We start from the raw sequence: 14,625 nt of genomic DNA on the forward strand, positions 1-14,625 counted from the left end.
AGTGGCGTACGAAAACAACGAAAAAAAAGTAGAAAGTGTTTACAGTAAACGTATTAAAGCCGGGAAAAGAAGAACATATTTTTTTGATGTAAGAGAAACCCGTGGCAACGATTATTATTTAACGATTACAGAAAGTCGTAAAAAATTTGACTCTGATGGCTACGACCGGCATAAAATCTTTTTATACAAAGAAGATTTCAACAAGTTTGTTAAAGGTCTTGGTGAAGCGGTAGATTTTGTAAAAACCGAATTGATGCCCGATTTTGATTTTGATGCTTTTAACCATGATACCCCGTATGAAGGTGAAAATAGTCAGCAAGCCCCAGAAGTTAAAGCTGATACAACTGAAGCAGCTACTGCTCCCCCACCGGTTGCAGATCCACAGCCAACTCCTCCGGAAGAGCCAGGCAGCCCGGTTACCCATGAAGATGTGGACAAATGGTAATTATTAAATAAGATATACTTTAAAACCTTCTCTATTTACAGGAAGGTTTTTTTATTTAGGCATTGTTATTGCAGCAACTCCTCTAAAAAATTCCTATGCAAATAAAATCTACCATTTTATCTATTATTTCCTGCCTTTTAATTTCACTAAGTTTTTCGGCTGTATTAGGCCAATATCCTGAAATAGGTTACCAAACTGTCACTACCGGTTTAAGTTCACCAGTAGATGTGGTAAATGCAGGTGGTAGTGATTTATTTATTGTGCAGCAAGGAGGAATTATTCGCCGCTGGAACGGTACAGTACTTTCTAATTATATTAATATTTCTTCCGTATTGCCTGCATCCCCTGGTGGAGAACAAGGATTATTAAGTGTTGCTTTTCATCCACAATACGCAAGCAACGGATATTTTTTTGTGCTGTATACCAACTCTAGCGGTAACCCCACCTTGGCCCGCTACAGGCGTAATTTGCTGGATCCACTCATTGGCGACCCGGCAACAGCACAGGTTTTGCTTACGCTTGTAAAACCGGTAAGCTATACCAACCATAATGGCGGCAAACTTATTTTTGGTACCGATGGTATGCTTTACCTGGGAACCGGTGACAGTGGCAGCGGTGGCGACCCTGGTAACCTTGCCCAAAACCCCAATTCACTTTTTGGAAAAATGCTTCGTATAAATGTAAATGGATTTGCAACTTCGGCACCATTTTATGCAATACCAGCCGATAACCCTTTTCTTACACCTGGTGATGGTATTGCCGACGAAATTTATAATATGGGTTTACGCAACCCCTGGCGCTGGAGTTTTGACAGGCTCAATGGCGATTTTTGGATAGCCGATGTAGGCCAGGGAAATTATGAAGAAGTAAACCATATTACAGCAGCATCTGCAGCAGCTGTAAATTACGGCTGGCGGTGCAGGGAAGGGATGCACAATTTTGATTTTTCCGGTTGTACTGCAACTTATACCGACCCTATTTTTGAATACACCCACAACAATACCACAGGCGGCTTTTCTGTTACCGGCGGTTATGTGTACCGGGGATCGGAATTTCCTACCCTTTATGGATATTATGTTACGGTTGATTATATTTCAACCAACCTCTGGTTAATAAAACCCAATCAGCCTGTGATTATGCAAACAGGCCTTTTAAATAATATTGCCGGCTTTGGCGAAAGTTCAGATGGGAGCAACTTATATGCAGTTCGCCGTTCCTCGGGAACATTGTATAAGGTAATTGTTACCAATGCTGTGCCGGTAATTTTAAATTCTTTTACTGCCGCAAAACAAAATGGTTTTAATAAAATTTCCTGGAAGGTATCTTCCGAAATTAATATTGATCATTACGAAGTAGAATACAGCATCAATAACCTTGCTTACAGCAATGCAGGAAATGTTGAGGCAAGCGGCAGTATTGATTATACCTTTAATCACCAATTTCAAAACAATGCGGCGGTATTTTACCGCTTAAAAATTGTGGAACAAAATGGCATTGTATTTTACTCTCCCGTAGTTATGCTTAGTGGCACTATTACAGAAATAAAAGTTTATCCCACCATAGTTTCTAACAACAGCATTACCATTGAACTGCCTAAAAAAGGATTACAAATGCAAATGATAAGCGCCGATGGCAAGTTGCTTTTTCAAAAAGATTTTAGAAATGAGGAAGGCATCAATATTTTAAGCCTACCGGCATCCACAGCAGGGGTTTACCTACTCCGGTTTTTTGGAAACGAAACCAATGAATACAGAAAAATTATAGTAAAGTAAAAGTTAAGCTAATTTACTTTTTAACATGCTTTCGATGGTTGCACAAGGTACAAAAAAAGGCTTATCTGTAATATTTATGGTTAGGTCGTTTCCTGTCATGGTATAATCCCCGGCAATTTTATTGCCAAACACTTCAATAGTAAAATTGCCACTATGGGCATCGCCGGTAAAAATACCGCCCTGGCTTTCTACTACATTTTTTGCTTTAGTGAAAACTTCATCGGCGTTACCGCCAAAGGGTATGGTAAAATTGCAAACTGCTGACATGGATGGGTTATTATTCGTTTTTTAAAAAACTGTGTTATTAAAAAATACTTTGCAAATATACAATGAGTATGCACTGATGCAGATTTATTTTTAGTTAAATACAATAACTTAGACGTAATTATCAGCAACGGCATTTTGCACTAATGGCATTAACGGATCAAAATACATATAAAAATTTTTTTAGCGGCCGTTTTTTTTCCGAAGGCCTGCGAATGACGGTAGGCATACTTGTTCCGGCACTGGTTTTTAATTTTTTTGGCAAATTAGAAGTTGGCATTTTGTTGTCGTTAGGTGCATTATGTTCCAGCATTGCCGATATTCCCGGGCCGGTACATTTACGCCGGAACGGGATGCTGGTGAATGTATTCATAGTAGGCATAGTGTCTGTAATAATGAGTTTTTCAGGCTATCACCCAGTAGTTCAAGGCGCCATTATTTTTGTGTTGGGTTTTGTTTTTTCCATGTTTAGTGTTTACGGAGCCAGGGTTTCTTCCATAGGTATTTCAGGCTTAATTATTATGGTTCTATCCTTAGATTCCAGTACCGGAGACAGTGAAAAAATTATTCAGGCACTTTTAATAGTAGCCGGTGCGCTTTGGTACATGTTTTTTAGTTTAATGCTTTACATACTGAGGCCGTACCGGCTTATGCAACAAACACTAGGTGATTTCATAGTTCATATTGGTGGGTATTTTAAAACCCGTGGGGAATTTTATAAGCCACAGCCTGATTTTACGGCTATCTATAACCATTTGCTGGAGCAACAAATTAAAATACAGGAAGAACAGCAGCTGCTAAGCGATATTATTTTTTCTACCCGGCAGTTTACTAAAGAAAGTACGGCCATAAGCCGTAACCTGGTGAAAATTTATACAGATACCGTTGATTTATTTGAAAGCATAATGACCTCTTACCAGGATTATGCATTGTTGCAAAAACAATTTGAACAAACCGGTATTTTGTCAAAATTCGGGGATCAAATCCAATCTATTTCTGCTGAGCTGGAGCTAATGGGCATTGCCGTAAAAAGCGGCACCACATCACATGCCACAATTAACCTGGTTGAAAATATAGGAAATCTGGTACAGGAATTTGAAATGCTACGTAAAAATTTTATGCAGCCTGGTAATGTGGATGATTTTTTTGCCCTGGGAAGGATTTTAAACAACCTGAAACATATTTCTCAAAAAACTCATGAACTGCATTTCTACACCCGGCTCGATACAAAAATTAAAAAGCGTACAGAAGATTTAAACCATATTAATTTTAGCAGCCCCATTGACATTAGCGCCAGGTATTTTTTTGATAATATCCACCTGGGTTCAAATATTTTCAGGCATTCGCTTAGAGTAGCCATTGCTTTGCTGGTTGGGTATATTGTATCTTCTTTGTTTGATATCGGCCATAGTTACTGGATATTGCTCACCATTGTGGTAATCCTTAAACCGGCATACAGCCTTACCAAGCAAAGAAATAAAGACAGGTTGATTGGTACATTTGCAGGTATTATCATTGGGCTGCTTATTTTATTTTTTGTAGAAAATACTATTGCCCTTTTCAGCATAATGGTTTTGTGTATGCTCATCAGTTACTCTTTTTTACGGATAAGGTACCTGGTAAGTGTAATTACACTAACTCCATACCTCATCCTCTTTTTTTACTTTCTTTACCCTGCTCATTTAAAGGAATTAATGGTTGATAGGATGCTGGATACGGCAATAGGTTCTGTAATCGCTTTTTTACTTAGCCTGATGTTATTGCCTCAGTGGGAGCATGAAAATATTGCCGGTTATATGAAAGATTTGGTAAAATCGGCCAAAAATTATTATGGCCCGGTTGCCTCCTATTTTACTTTACAAACGGTAACCCCACCAAACCAGGAAATGAAACTTGCCCGCAAACAAATGCTCACCGCATTATCCAATGTTTCCGGATCGTTTAACAGGATGCTATCGGAGCCCAGGAGGTTTCAAAAAGGCATGAAAGAGTTTCACCAATTTGTGGTGTTTGGATATTTGCTCACATCACACCTTGCAACACTTTCTTATTTTATGCGCTTAAGTAAAACTTTGTTTCGCTCACCCGATTTGTTACCGGTAAAAAACAGCACTGAACGGAATTTTAGCGCTGCTTTGACCATGCTAGAAGGAAAAACAGAAAACCCCAAAGAAGAAAGGGAAGAACCATTTGAAGCCATAAATGAAATTTTGAATAGATTGCTTAAAAAAAGAAGAGAAGAAATTTCTTTAGGTAACCTGGAATCGGAAACCAAAAATTTGCTGGTACAAACAAAATCTGTAACCGACCAGTTTACACATATTTATGAATTGTCAAAAGATATTACCCGGCAAAGCCGGAAAATAATGCACTAATATTTTTCCCTGTCATCCTTTTTCTTGTTTAGACTTAGCCTTACTTCCCAGTTGCCAAAATTATTCAGCAGGTCAATATTGGCAATAAAATATTGATATGGCCCGCTTTCTTCCTGTGTGTATAATATAGATGATGTAAAGCGCAAATCTTCTGAAGGCCCGGTATAAGTGCCATTAAAACTTGCGGCCTTTCCATTTCCAAAATTGAGCCTGCTTTTATTTACCAGCCTGTAAGTATTTTTATACACTTTAGCAGCTTCTTTATAATTATCCCCATTATACATTACTGCCTGCCAGCTTGCTGTACTGTCTTCCACAGAGTGAAAACGGTAAATTAATGCCTCGCTGGCTCCAGGCACAGATTGTGTGGAATAATAAATATCTACATCGCTTTGCTCCTGAAAAATTTTACCCTGTATATGGCGGTAATTATTCAGGTAAGCATTTACAATGCGGTTAAGGGAATCGTTGAAGCTGGTATTTACGGGTATTACATTTTTTAGCAATTGTGCCTTTGTAGAAAAAATTACAGCAGAGCAAAATAAAAGGATCATAAATTTTTTCATGCCGTTCTTCAATTTTTCTGCAATATAATTTCAGCAGTATTGGTATGGTGAATTTATTAATCCACATGCTGTGGATGAAAGTAGTTTTACGAAGGGCTTTTCCTAAAAGAAGGAATAAAAGAACAATATTTTTATTTTCTCAACATCCGCTATACTAAAATACCATTTTAACTGTTAATAACCGGTATAAGACCGCCCTAAAAAGGCCGTTCTTAATCTCTGATAAAACACTTAACCAAAAGCAGTAGCAATGCTGCCAAAAAAACCTTCGAAAGAGGGTTTTTTTTATTGCTGCCAGAAATTTTTATTTTATTTGCTGTATGAAAGCAGCAACCATAAAAGAATTAAAAGAAGAACTGACATATAAAACACAAGCAGAACTGTTGGAATATTGCCTCAAGCTATCCAAATTTAAAAAAGAAAATAAAGAGTTGCTTACCTATTTATTATTTGATGCCAGCGATGAGCCCGGGTATATACAGTCCATAAGGGAATTTTTGCAAGATTTATTTAAACAGGTAAATACTACCAATATTTATTTTGCCAAAAAAACAATAAGAAAAATTGTGCGTACTGCCGATAAGTTCACCCGGTATAGCGATAAGCCGGGTACTGAAACTGAGGTACGAATATTTATATGCAAACAACTAAAAGCCTTACCCATTGATTTTTCCAAAAGCCAGGTACTGCAAAATGTATATTCTGGCCAGCTAAAAAAAATTAACAAACTCATAGCAGCAATGCATGAAGACCTGCAACACGATTACAGTGTACAAATGCAAAGCCTTTAGTTTAATTCTCATTTTGCTTACTTAACTTTGCCGCAGGTAATAAAACCCGTTTACATCAAGCATGCAAAACAAAAAATTACAGGTTTGGCTTCCTCTTTTATTCAGCATTACAGCAATTGCTGGTATTTTTTTAGGATATAAAATACGGGATACTATGCCCGGTAAGAAATTTTTTCAATTTGAAAAAAGACGGCCAATTGACGAAGTGCTTGACCTAATACAAAACAAGTATGTAGACAATAAAGACATCAACCCGCTTGCCGATACGGCTATTGTAGCCATACTTGCAAAACTGGATCCCCACTCTACTTTTATACCTGCAAATGAATTGCAGGAGGTAAATGAAGAAATAAACGGTAGCTTTTTTGGGATAGGTATTGAGTTTAGTATGATAGCCGATACCCTGAATATAATTAATGTACTCAGCAACGGCCCGGCATTTAAATCAGGCTTATTGGTTGGCGATAAAATTATAAAAGCAAACGACAGTACCATTTCTGGCATAAAGTCTAATGCCGACAGGGTAAGAAACCTTATTAAAGGAAAAATAGGCAGTACCATTGTCATCCAGTTTTTGCGCAATGGTAAAATTCTGCAAAAAAATATAGTAAGGGATATAATCCCTTTAAACAGTATTGATGCCGCATATATGATGAATAAGTCGGTAGGTTTTATCCGTATCAATAAGTTTACCGCCAATACCTACCGGGAATTTATGGAAGCGTTGATGAAATTAAAATCGCATGGCTTGCAGCAATTAATTTTGGACTTAAGAGATAATGGTGGCGGGGTGCTTGACGAAGCAGTGGAAATTGCCGATGAATTTTTGAGCGGCGATAAATTAATTACCTATACCGAAGGCGCCCATTTTCCTAAAAAAGAATTCCGGTGCCGCCGAAACGGGCAGTTTGAAATCGGAAAACTTATAGTACTGAGCAATGAAGGCTCGGCAAGCGCCAGCGAAATATTACTGGGCGCTTTACAGGATTGGGACAGGGCAATCATTGTGGGCAGGAGAAGTTTTGGAAAAGGCCTGGTACAAGACCAATATAATTTAAGCGATAACAGCGCTTTAAGGCTTACCGTTGCCCGGTATTATACACCTGTGGGAAGGAGTATCCAAAAGCCTTATACCTCTGGAGAAAAAGAATATTACAATGATATTCACAAGCGCTATATGCATGGCGAAATGGTAAATGCTGATTCTATAAAATTTGACAGCTCCCAAATATTTAAAACCATTTCCGGTAAAATTATTTATGGTGGCGGTGGCATAAGCCCCGATATTTTTATAGCAGCAGATACCACCCATGCAAGCCCTCAAATTGCCCGGCTTTGGATAAAAGGTTCTTTAAATGATTTTGGATACATGTATTACCTGCTTCACCCCAATTTACTGAAACAATACCCTACAGCCGAAAAATTTGCCACTTCGTTTAATGATGCAGGTGAAGGCTGGCAATTATTAGTAAGTATGGCAAAAAAAGATTCTATTGACATTGGTTTATTAACTGGTAAGGATAAAGAATTTTTACAAAAATCCGTAAAGGCGCTGGTAGGCCGGCAACTATACCGTACAGAAGGGTATTTTATTGTACAAAACCAAAAAGACGGGGAAGTGCAAAAAGCTTTAGAACTCATCCAAAAAAACTAAAGGCTATCTTTTAAAAGATAGCCCCTGGTTTTTCTAGATTTTTTAATACTTTAAATTCAAAGATTGTTCATGGACTTGAACTGGATATTTCAATAACTATTGGAATAGATGAAGCAAAGATGAACCCAAACCCATTTGCAAAAAATAGTACGGCATCTAAAGACAATGTAGAAGAAAAGCTACATTTTATTGAATTCTTCACAACATATAAACAATATATTCCAGCAGAGCGCCTTTGGCAAGGGTTTTAATATTTACCTTTGCCAAAATTTTTCTTGCTATGTGGATGAATAATATATTGGAAACAATAGGAAATACGCCTTTAATAAAGCTCAATAAAATAGCCAAAAACCTGCCTTGTACCGTACTGGCAAAAGTAGAATATTTTAACCCCGGAAATTCCATTAAAGACCGCATGGCGCTTAAAATGCTTGAAGTAGCCGAGCAGGAAGGAAAAATTAAACCCGGAGGAACTATAATTGAAGGCACAAGCGGCAATACAGGCATGGGCCTTGCGCTGGCTGCATGTGTAAAAGGCTATAAATGTATTTTTACCACAACAGATAAGCAGTCCAAAGAAAAGGCCGATATTTTAAAAGCCGTAGGCGCAGAAGTAATCGTGTGCCCTACAAATGTAGAGCCCGAAGATCCACGCTCCTACTATTCCGTTTCTAAAAGGCTGGCTACCGAAGTGCCCAACTCCTGGTATGTAAACCAATACGATAACCTGGCCAATAGGTTGGCGCATTACGAGCAAACCGGGCCGGAAATTTGGAAACAAACAGAAGGAAAAGTTACGCATTTGGTTGTGGCTACGGGAACCGGTGGCACCATTGTGGGCACAGCAAAATATTTGAAAGAAAAAAATCCCAATATTAAAGTGTGGGCTATTGATAGCTATGGCTCATTATTAAAAAAGTATTTTGAAACTGGTGAAATAGATCAAAATGAAGTGTATCCCTACATAAGTGAAGGTTTTGGAGAAGATTTTGTGCCGGCAAATTACGAAATGCAGTATATAGATGTATTTACAAAAGTTACCGATAAAGATGGCGCCGTAATGGCCCGCAAAATTGCAAAAGACGAAGGCATTTTTTGTGGTTATAGCGCAGGTAGCTGCCTCCAGGGCGTGTTTCAGCTTAAAGCCCAGTTAAAGAAAGACGATGTGGTAGTTTGCATTTTTCACGACCATGGCAGCAGGTATATAGGTAAAATTTATAATGATGAGTGGATGCTGGAAAGGGGTTTCCTGGATGTAAAAACCTTTAAAGATTTAATAGGCGGCAGAGGTTCGCAAAAAACAATGTCTATAGGGCCCAATGCAAAAGTGAGTGATGCTATTAACCTCATGAAGAAATACGATATTGAAAATATCCCGGTATTTGATGGCGAAAAAAATGTGGGCGCCATTTCTGAAAATGGCTTGTTCAATAAAATTTTAGGAAATAGCGATGTAAAAAATGCCCTTGTAAATACAGTAATGGAAAAACCTTACCCCGAAGTAGCTTTTGATACTCCTGTTGAGCGCCTGAGTACCTTCATTAATAAAGAAAATGGCGCAGTTTTAAGTAAAGATGAAAGCGGCAATTACCATATTGTAACCAAATACGATATTATTCAAAGCCTTTCCAAATAGAAATTAAAAGATTAGGTAAAATGTATTAGTTATTGATTATCAATTAATAATTATTCTTCTCATTTTTGCTCTATCGAAAATTTACGATTTATTTCTACGTATTCTTCCTAATGCATTTTGCAGTTAATTTACTATGCTAACGGTATAAATAAGTTGCTAAATTATGGGCAATAGTGCTCTTGTAAAATATCTTTTACTGCCGCATCTTTGTACCAGAAGTTGATTGATAGCGATTAAATATCAATCAATCCCAAAAATCCTGAAAAGCCAAAGATTTTTCCAATATCCAAAGAAAAACAGGTCCAATATCAGTCAACTTCTTATTTTTTTTAAATTTCGTTTTGTAATATATATCCAAAGAAAACCCAGTCCTTTACCTATTGAAAGCCAACAAAAATCCAGATAGTCCTAAAACCTAATCCCAATTCTAAGGAAAACCAAAAACCATCCATGTTCCTAAGCAGTAATGCTTTTGAAAAATCATACTTTGAAACCCATTCAGCATTTAGTGCTTTGCGCTAAATATACTGAAAAGACCAACGACCCCAGAGTGTAAAAAGTTGGTAAGTAATTATTCAACTTCTGTTATCCGCAGGAGTTTTTTTTATTTTAATATGAGGGAGATTAACTTAATTGAGCAAGTGCGCCAGTAATTTTCTTAAACCCTTTTTCAATATTTTCGAGGCTGTTTGCAAATGATATCCTGATGCAATGAGGTTCACCAAAACCTTTACCGCTTACAGTAGTTACATGTGCTTCATTAAGCAGGTACATACATAAATCATCAGCATTGGCAATGGTTTCGCCCTTACTTGTTTTTTTACCAAAATAATAGGATACATCGGGAAAAATGTAAAAAGCGCCGGGTGGTTCATTACAAATAAAGCCGGGGATATCTTTTACCAGTTCCATAACCCTTGCCCTTCTTTTTCTAAATTCTTCAATCATTAGTTGGGTAGGTTGCAAATTGCCGGTGAGCGCTTCAATAGCTGCTCTTTGGGTTATGGAGCAAGCGGCGCTGGTAAATTGTCCTTGTATTTTATCGCAGGCTTTTACAATTTCGGTGTTGGCTGCAAAATAGCCAAGCCTCCAGCCTGTCATGGCAAAAGCTTTACTCAATCCATTTATTAATATCACCCTTTCCTTTAAAAAATCAAATTGGGCAATGCTTTCATGCTTTCCTATATAATTAATATGTTCATATATTTCATCACTTAAAATATAAATAGCCGGGTGTTGCTTAAATACTTCTGCAAGCCCGTTTAATTCTTCTTTTGAATAAACAGCGCCAGATGGGTTGCATGGCGATGAAAACATGAACAACTTTGTTTTAGCGGTAATGGCTGCTTCTAACTGCTGCGCTGTAATTTTAAAATTATTTTTTACAGTGGACTTTACCAATACAACTTTGCCGCCGGCCAGTTTTACAATTTCGCTGTAGGTTACCCAAAAAGGTGTGGGAATAATTACTTCATCTCCTGCATCTGCTATGGCCAAAACGGCATTGGCAATGCTTTGCTTGGCGCCAGTGCTCACCAAAATGTTTTCCGGGCCGTAATCCAGGTTATTGTCTCTTTTTAATTTAGTGCAAACTGCCCGCCTCAGGTCAGCATAACCTGCAACCGGTGTATAATGGCTAAAATTATCGTCAATTGCTTTTTTTGCGGCGTTTTTAATATGATCGGGTGTATCAAAATCTGGTTCACCCAGGCTTAAGTCAGTAACGTCAATGCCACTTGCCCTTAATTCCCTGCCCAGTTTGGCCATTTTTAAGGTTTCGGGTTCATTAAATTTGCTGAGTAAAGATGATAATGCCATTGCCGGTTATTTGGTTGATTTGCAAAAATAACTGAATTATTAATGAAGAGGCATTGAGCAGCCATTGCTTTACTGAGTACAATCATCGCTGAAGAATAATAACGTAATATCCTTCAAATAATCAAAAACTCTAATTTCCAACTATGCCATTTTCCCTTATCTTTGCACACTTAAAAAATTTTACTACTTTTTAGAGAATATTCCTGCATTAAATGAACCATAAAATTTTCAAATATTACTACCATCCGGTGATGAAAATTTTTGGTGATTTACATGTGGCAATAGAAAAATAAAAATTATCACATGAAACTGAAAGGTTTAGTTTGGTTCTTCACTATTGCGCTAACTGTTATATCCGTTTGGGAATTATCATATACCTGGATTGTACGCAACTATGAAAGCAAAGTAAGGGTACAGGCAGAAAAAATGGTAAAAAGAGAAGCTGCAAATTTATCGGCAGATGACCGGGAAAAACTCATTGAAGATAAGGTGCAACATATACTGGATAGCACAAAAGATAAATCCCTGGCATTAGGCACCACCTATCAAAAAGCCAAAGAAAACGAACTAAACCTAGGCCTGGACCTCCAGGGCGGTATGAGTGTAACTATGGATGTGAGCCTTCAGGGTTTATTAAAATCTTTAAGCAACAACCCCAAATCCCCGGAACTACTTAAAGCCATTAATACCGCTACTGCAGAAAAAGTGAATAGCGAAGAAAATTTTATTACACTTTTCAGCAATGCATTTATTAAGCAAAATGGTACAGGTAAACTGGCTGGCTTATTTGCCGGCCCTGGTAAAGAGGTAAAAATAAATGATAATGATAATGCCGTTATCAGTAAAATACAGGAAACAGCAAAAGGCGCTATTAGCCAAACCTATAAAATCCTCCAAAAGCGTATTGATAAATTTGGTGTGGCACAGCCTACCATTAACCTCGATGTAAATAAGGGCATTATTAACGTAGAACTGGCGGGTATTAAAGATCCGGAAAGAGTAAGGGCTTACCTGCAATCTTCTGCCAACCTGCAGTTTTGGGAAGTGTACCGCATAAATGAAATTGGAGAAGCACTACAAAATGCCGATAAAAACCTGCAAAATTATTTAAATGGTATTGCCGAAAACGATTCCTCAAAATTAAAAGACACAACCCTTGCGCATCAAAATGCCAACCCTTTCTTTAAGGTAATGATGCCTATTGATGTACAAACCGGCCCTGATGGTAAGCAATATTATGCACCGGCTATTGGTAACGTAATGTTGCAGGATACCGGAAAATTCTTTAGCTACATTAACAACGATGTAGTAAAACATGCTTTGCCTGCCGATTTAAAATTTTTATTGGGAGAAGAAACCAAAAACGATAAAGGCAATGCAAGGTTCTTCCAGGTATATGCAGTAAAAATGGTACCGGGTACAGAAAAAGCCCCAATGGAAGGGGATGCTGTTGCAGAAGCAAAGCAGGACCATAACCAGGAAGGAAAAGTGGTTATTACCATGCAAATGACGCCAACAGGTACAAAAACCTGGAGCAGGCTTACGGGTAAAAACGTAGGCAGGCCTGTTGCTATTTCACTTGATGATATTGTTTATAGCGCTCCTAACGTAATTAACCAAATTGATGGCGGAAATACCGAAATCTCCGGGCAGTTTACGGTTGAAGAAGCACAGGATTTAGCCAAGGTATTAACCTCGGGTAAGTTAGATGCGCCGGCAAAAATTGTGGCAGAACAGGAAGTAGGGCCTACTTTGGGTAAAGAAGCCGTGCGTGGCGGTATGCTGGCTTTTCTTATTTCATTTGGCGTAATATTTATTTTAATGCTTGTGTATTACAACACCGGCGGCTGGGTGGCCAATATTGCCTTAATATTGAACCTGGTATTTACCCTGGGTGTACTCACGGCACTGGGCTTTACCTTAACTGCTGCTGGTATTGCCGGCCTTGTGCTTACCATTGGCATGGCTGTAGATACCAACGTAATTATTTTTGAACGTATAAAAGAAGAACTTAAAAAAGGGAAAAACTACCAGCAGGCAGTTGCCGATGGTTATAGACGATCGCTGGCGCCAGTATTGGATGCCCACGTTACTTCCTTATTAACGGCTATTATTTTGGCTTACTTTGGTTTGGGGCCAGTACTTGGTTTTGCCACTACACAAATTATCGGTTTGCTGCTTTCCCTATTCTGTGGAATTTTGGTATCCAGGCTTATTTCCGATGTGTGGACCAACCGAAAAAGGCATTTTAACTATTTTACTAAAATATCTGAAAAAATATTTGCCCATCGTAAAATTGATTTTGTACGCTATAGAAAAGTGGCATACATCATATCTGTTTTTGTGGTGCTTGGCGGTATTGCTGCATTTTTTCATGGCTTTGAAGAAGGTGTGGAATTTAAAGGCGGCCGCAGCTATACCATTGCTTTTGAAAAATCAGTAAATAACGATGATATAAGGGATGACCTAAAACAGGCATTTGGCGATTACCCTATTATTAAAACAATTGGCGACGGAAGGCATTTGAATATTACTACTTCATATTTAAAAGGCGTAGATAATGCAGATGAGCAGGTAAAACAAAAATTGTTTGAAGGGCTTAAAAAAGTATTGCCGGCCGGTTTAACTTACGATCAGTTTAATGCCGGTACAAAATATATCCAGTACCGTACTACCATTCAGCCTACCATTTCCGATGATTTAAAGAGGGGCGCTATAAAAGCAACTTTATTTGCCATTTTTGCCATTTTCATTTATATCTTCCTAAGGTTTAGAGATTGGAGGTATTCTTTAGGTACCATTGTTACATTGGTGCATGATGTATTAATTACCTTATTTGTATTCTCTTTCTTTAAAGATGTAATGCCATTTCCTTTGGAAATAGACCAGCACTTTATTGCGGCCATCCTTACGGTAATTGGTTTCTCTATGAACGATACTGTAATTGTATTTGACCGTATCAGGGAATACAGCAGGGATAAAAAAGGTCTCAACAAAGAGCAATTAGTAAACCTTGCTTTAAATGATACGCTAAGCCGTACAATTATGACATCGCTTACCGTGTTCCTTACTATCCTCATCTTATTTATTTTTGGTGGAGAAGTAACACGTGGATTTGCCTTTGCCATGTTGATTGGCGTGGTTACGGGAACCTATTCTTCAATATTTGTAGGTGCGCCCATATTGGTTGACTTTGCAAAAGACAAACCATTAGGTGCAGCTAAAGAAGAAAGAAAAAAAGTAAAAGCGCCTACATTATAAAAGAATTTATTGCATAAAAAAATAAAATCCCGCTTTAGTTAAG

At 37.9% G+C, this 14,625-nt stretch carries 10 protein-coding genes; 7 read left to right on the forward strand and 3 right to left on the reverse strand.

From position 1 onward, the window contains the following. Position 1 precedes the first annotated feature (1 nt). Both IPO46_00445 and IPO46_00450 read left to right on the forward strand, forming a co-directional pair. A complete protein-coding gene (locus IPO46_00445; GenBank protein ID QQS63123.1) occupies positions 2 to 445 on the forward strand; it encodes a DUF3276 family protein in 444 nt (147 codons plus the stop codon). Between the two features lie 95 nt (positions 446 to 540). Next, on the forward strand, positions 541 to 2,217 hold the full coding sequence (locus tag IPO46_00450; GenBank protein ID QQS63124.1) for a PQQ-dependent sugar dehydrogenase: 1,677 nt from the start codon (positions 541 to 543) through the stop codon (positions 2,215 to 2,217). Between the two features lie 3 nt (positions 2,218 to 2,220). Here IPO46_00450 and IPO46_00455 read toward each other — a convergent pair whose 3' ends face one another. Then, positions 2,221 to 2,484 (reverse strand): hypothetical protein, encoded by a 264-nt coding sequence (locus tag IPO46_00455; GenBank protein QQS63125.1) that lies wholly within the window; start codon positions 2,482 to 2,484, stop codon positions 2,221 to 2,223. Between the two features lie 143 nt (positions 2,485 to 2,627). Between IPO46_00455 and IPO46_00460 the strand changes: the two genes are divergently transcribed. Next, positions 2,628 to 4,856, forward strand: a complete 2,229-nt coding sequence (locus IPO46_00460; GenBank protein QQS63126.1) for an FUSC family protein — start codon at positions 2,628 to 2,630, stop codon at positions 4,854 to 4,856. Here the strand turns inward: IPO46_00460 and IPO46_00465 are convergent. Further along, positions 4,853 to 5,422 (reverse strand): hypothetical protein, encoded by a 570-nt coding sequence (locus IPO46_00465; protein QQS63127.1) that lies wholly within the window; start codon positions 5,420 to 5,422, stop codon positions 4,853 to 4,855. The genes IPO46_00460 and IPO46_00465 overlap by 4 nt on opposite strands. Before the next feature lie 320 nt (positions 5,423 to 5,742). Between IPO46_00465 and IPO46_00470 the strand changes: the two genes are divergently transcribed. From IPO46_00470 to IPO46_00480, 3 genes are all read left to right on the forward strand, one after another. Next, positions 5,743 to 6,213: a hypothetical protein gene (locus IPO46_00470; protein ID QQS63128.1), complete on the forward strand. Its 471-nt coding sequence runs from the start codon at positions 5,743 to 5,745 to the stop codon at positions 6,211 to 6,213. Positions 6,214 to 6,274: 61 nt separating this feature from the next. Continuing rightward, positions 6,275 to 7,867 (forward strand): S41 family peptidase, encoded by a 1,593-nt coding sequence (locus IPO46_00475; protein ID QQS63129.1) that lies wholly within the window; start codon positions 6,275 to 6,277, stop codon positions 7,865 to 7,867. A 280-nt stretch (positions 7,868 to 8,147) separates the two neighbouring features. Further along, entirely contained in the window at positions 8,148 to 9,503 is a 1,356-nt protein-coding gene (locus tag IPO46_00480; protein ID QQS63130.1) for a pyridoxal-phosphate dependent enzyme, read from the forward strand. Between the two features lie 624 nt (positions 9,504 to 10,127). On the opposite strand, the gene IPO46_00485 is transcribed toward IPO46_00480, so the two are convergent. Then, the gene (locus IPO46_00485; GenBank protein ID QQS63131.1) at positions 10,128 to 11,321 is read right to left on the reverse strand and encodes a pyridoxal phosphate-dependent aminotransferase; all 1,194 of its coding nucleotides are present in this window, start codon (positions 11,319 to 11,321) and stop codon (positions 10,128 to 10,130) included. Positions 11,322 to 11,624: 303 nt separating this feature from the next. Here IPO46_00485 and secDF point away from each other — a divergent pair, with 303 nt between their 5' ends. Then, positions 11,625 to 14,582, forward strand: a complete 2,958-nt coding sequence (gene secDF, locus IPO46_00490; protein QQS63132.1) for a protein translocase subunit SecDF — start codon at positions 11,625 to 11,627, stop codon at positions 14,580 to 14,582. Positions 14,583 to 14,625 lie beyond the last annotated feature (43 nt).

The sequence above is a fragment of the Chitinophagaceae bacterium genome, assembly GCA_016699815.1.
GTDB lineage: Bacteria > Bacteroidota > Bacteroidia > Chitinophagales > Chitinophagaceae > Ferruginibacter.

Coding starts and splice junctions, on each gene's coding strand:
- IPO46_00450 (QQS63124.1), top strand. CDS start 541: ATGCAAATAAAATCTACCATTTTATCTATTATTTCCTGCCTTTTAATT.
- IPO46_00455 (QQS63125.1), bottom strand. CDS start 2,484: ATGTCAGCAGTTTGCAATTTTACCATACCCTTTGGCGGTAACGCCGAT.
- IPO46_00460 (QQS63126.1), top strand. CDS start 2,628: ATGGCATTAACGGATCAAAATACATATAAAAATTTTTTTAGCGGCCGT.
- IPO46_00465 (QQS63127.1), bottom strand. CDS start 5,422: ATGAAAAAATTTATGATCCTTTTATTTTGCTCTGCTGTAATTTTTTCT.
- IPO46_00470 (QQS63128.1), top strand. CDS start 5,743: ATGAAAGCAGCAACCATAAAAGAATTAAAAGAAGAACTGACATATAAA.
- IPO46_00475 (QQS63129.1), top strand. CDS start 6,275: ATGCAAAACAAAAAATTACAGGTTTGGCTTCCTCTTTTATTCAGCATT.
- IPO46_00480 (QQS63130.1), top strand. CDS start 8,148: ATGTGGATGAATAATATATTGGAAACAATAGGAAATACGCCTTTAATA.
- IPO46_00485 (QQS63131.1), bottom strand. CDS start 11,321: ATGGCATTATCATCTTTACTCAGCAAATTTAATGAACCCGAAACCTTA.
- secDF (QQS63132.1), top strand. CDS start 11,625: ATGAAACTGAAAGGTTTAGTTTGGTTCTTCACTATTGCGCTAACTGTT.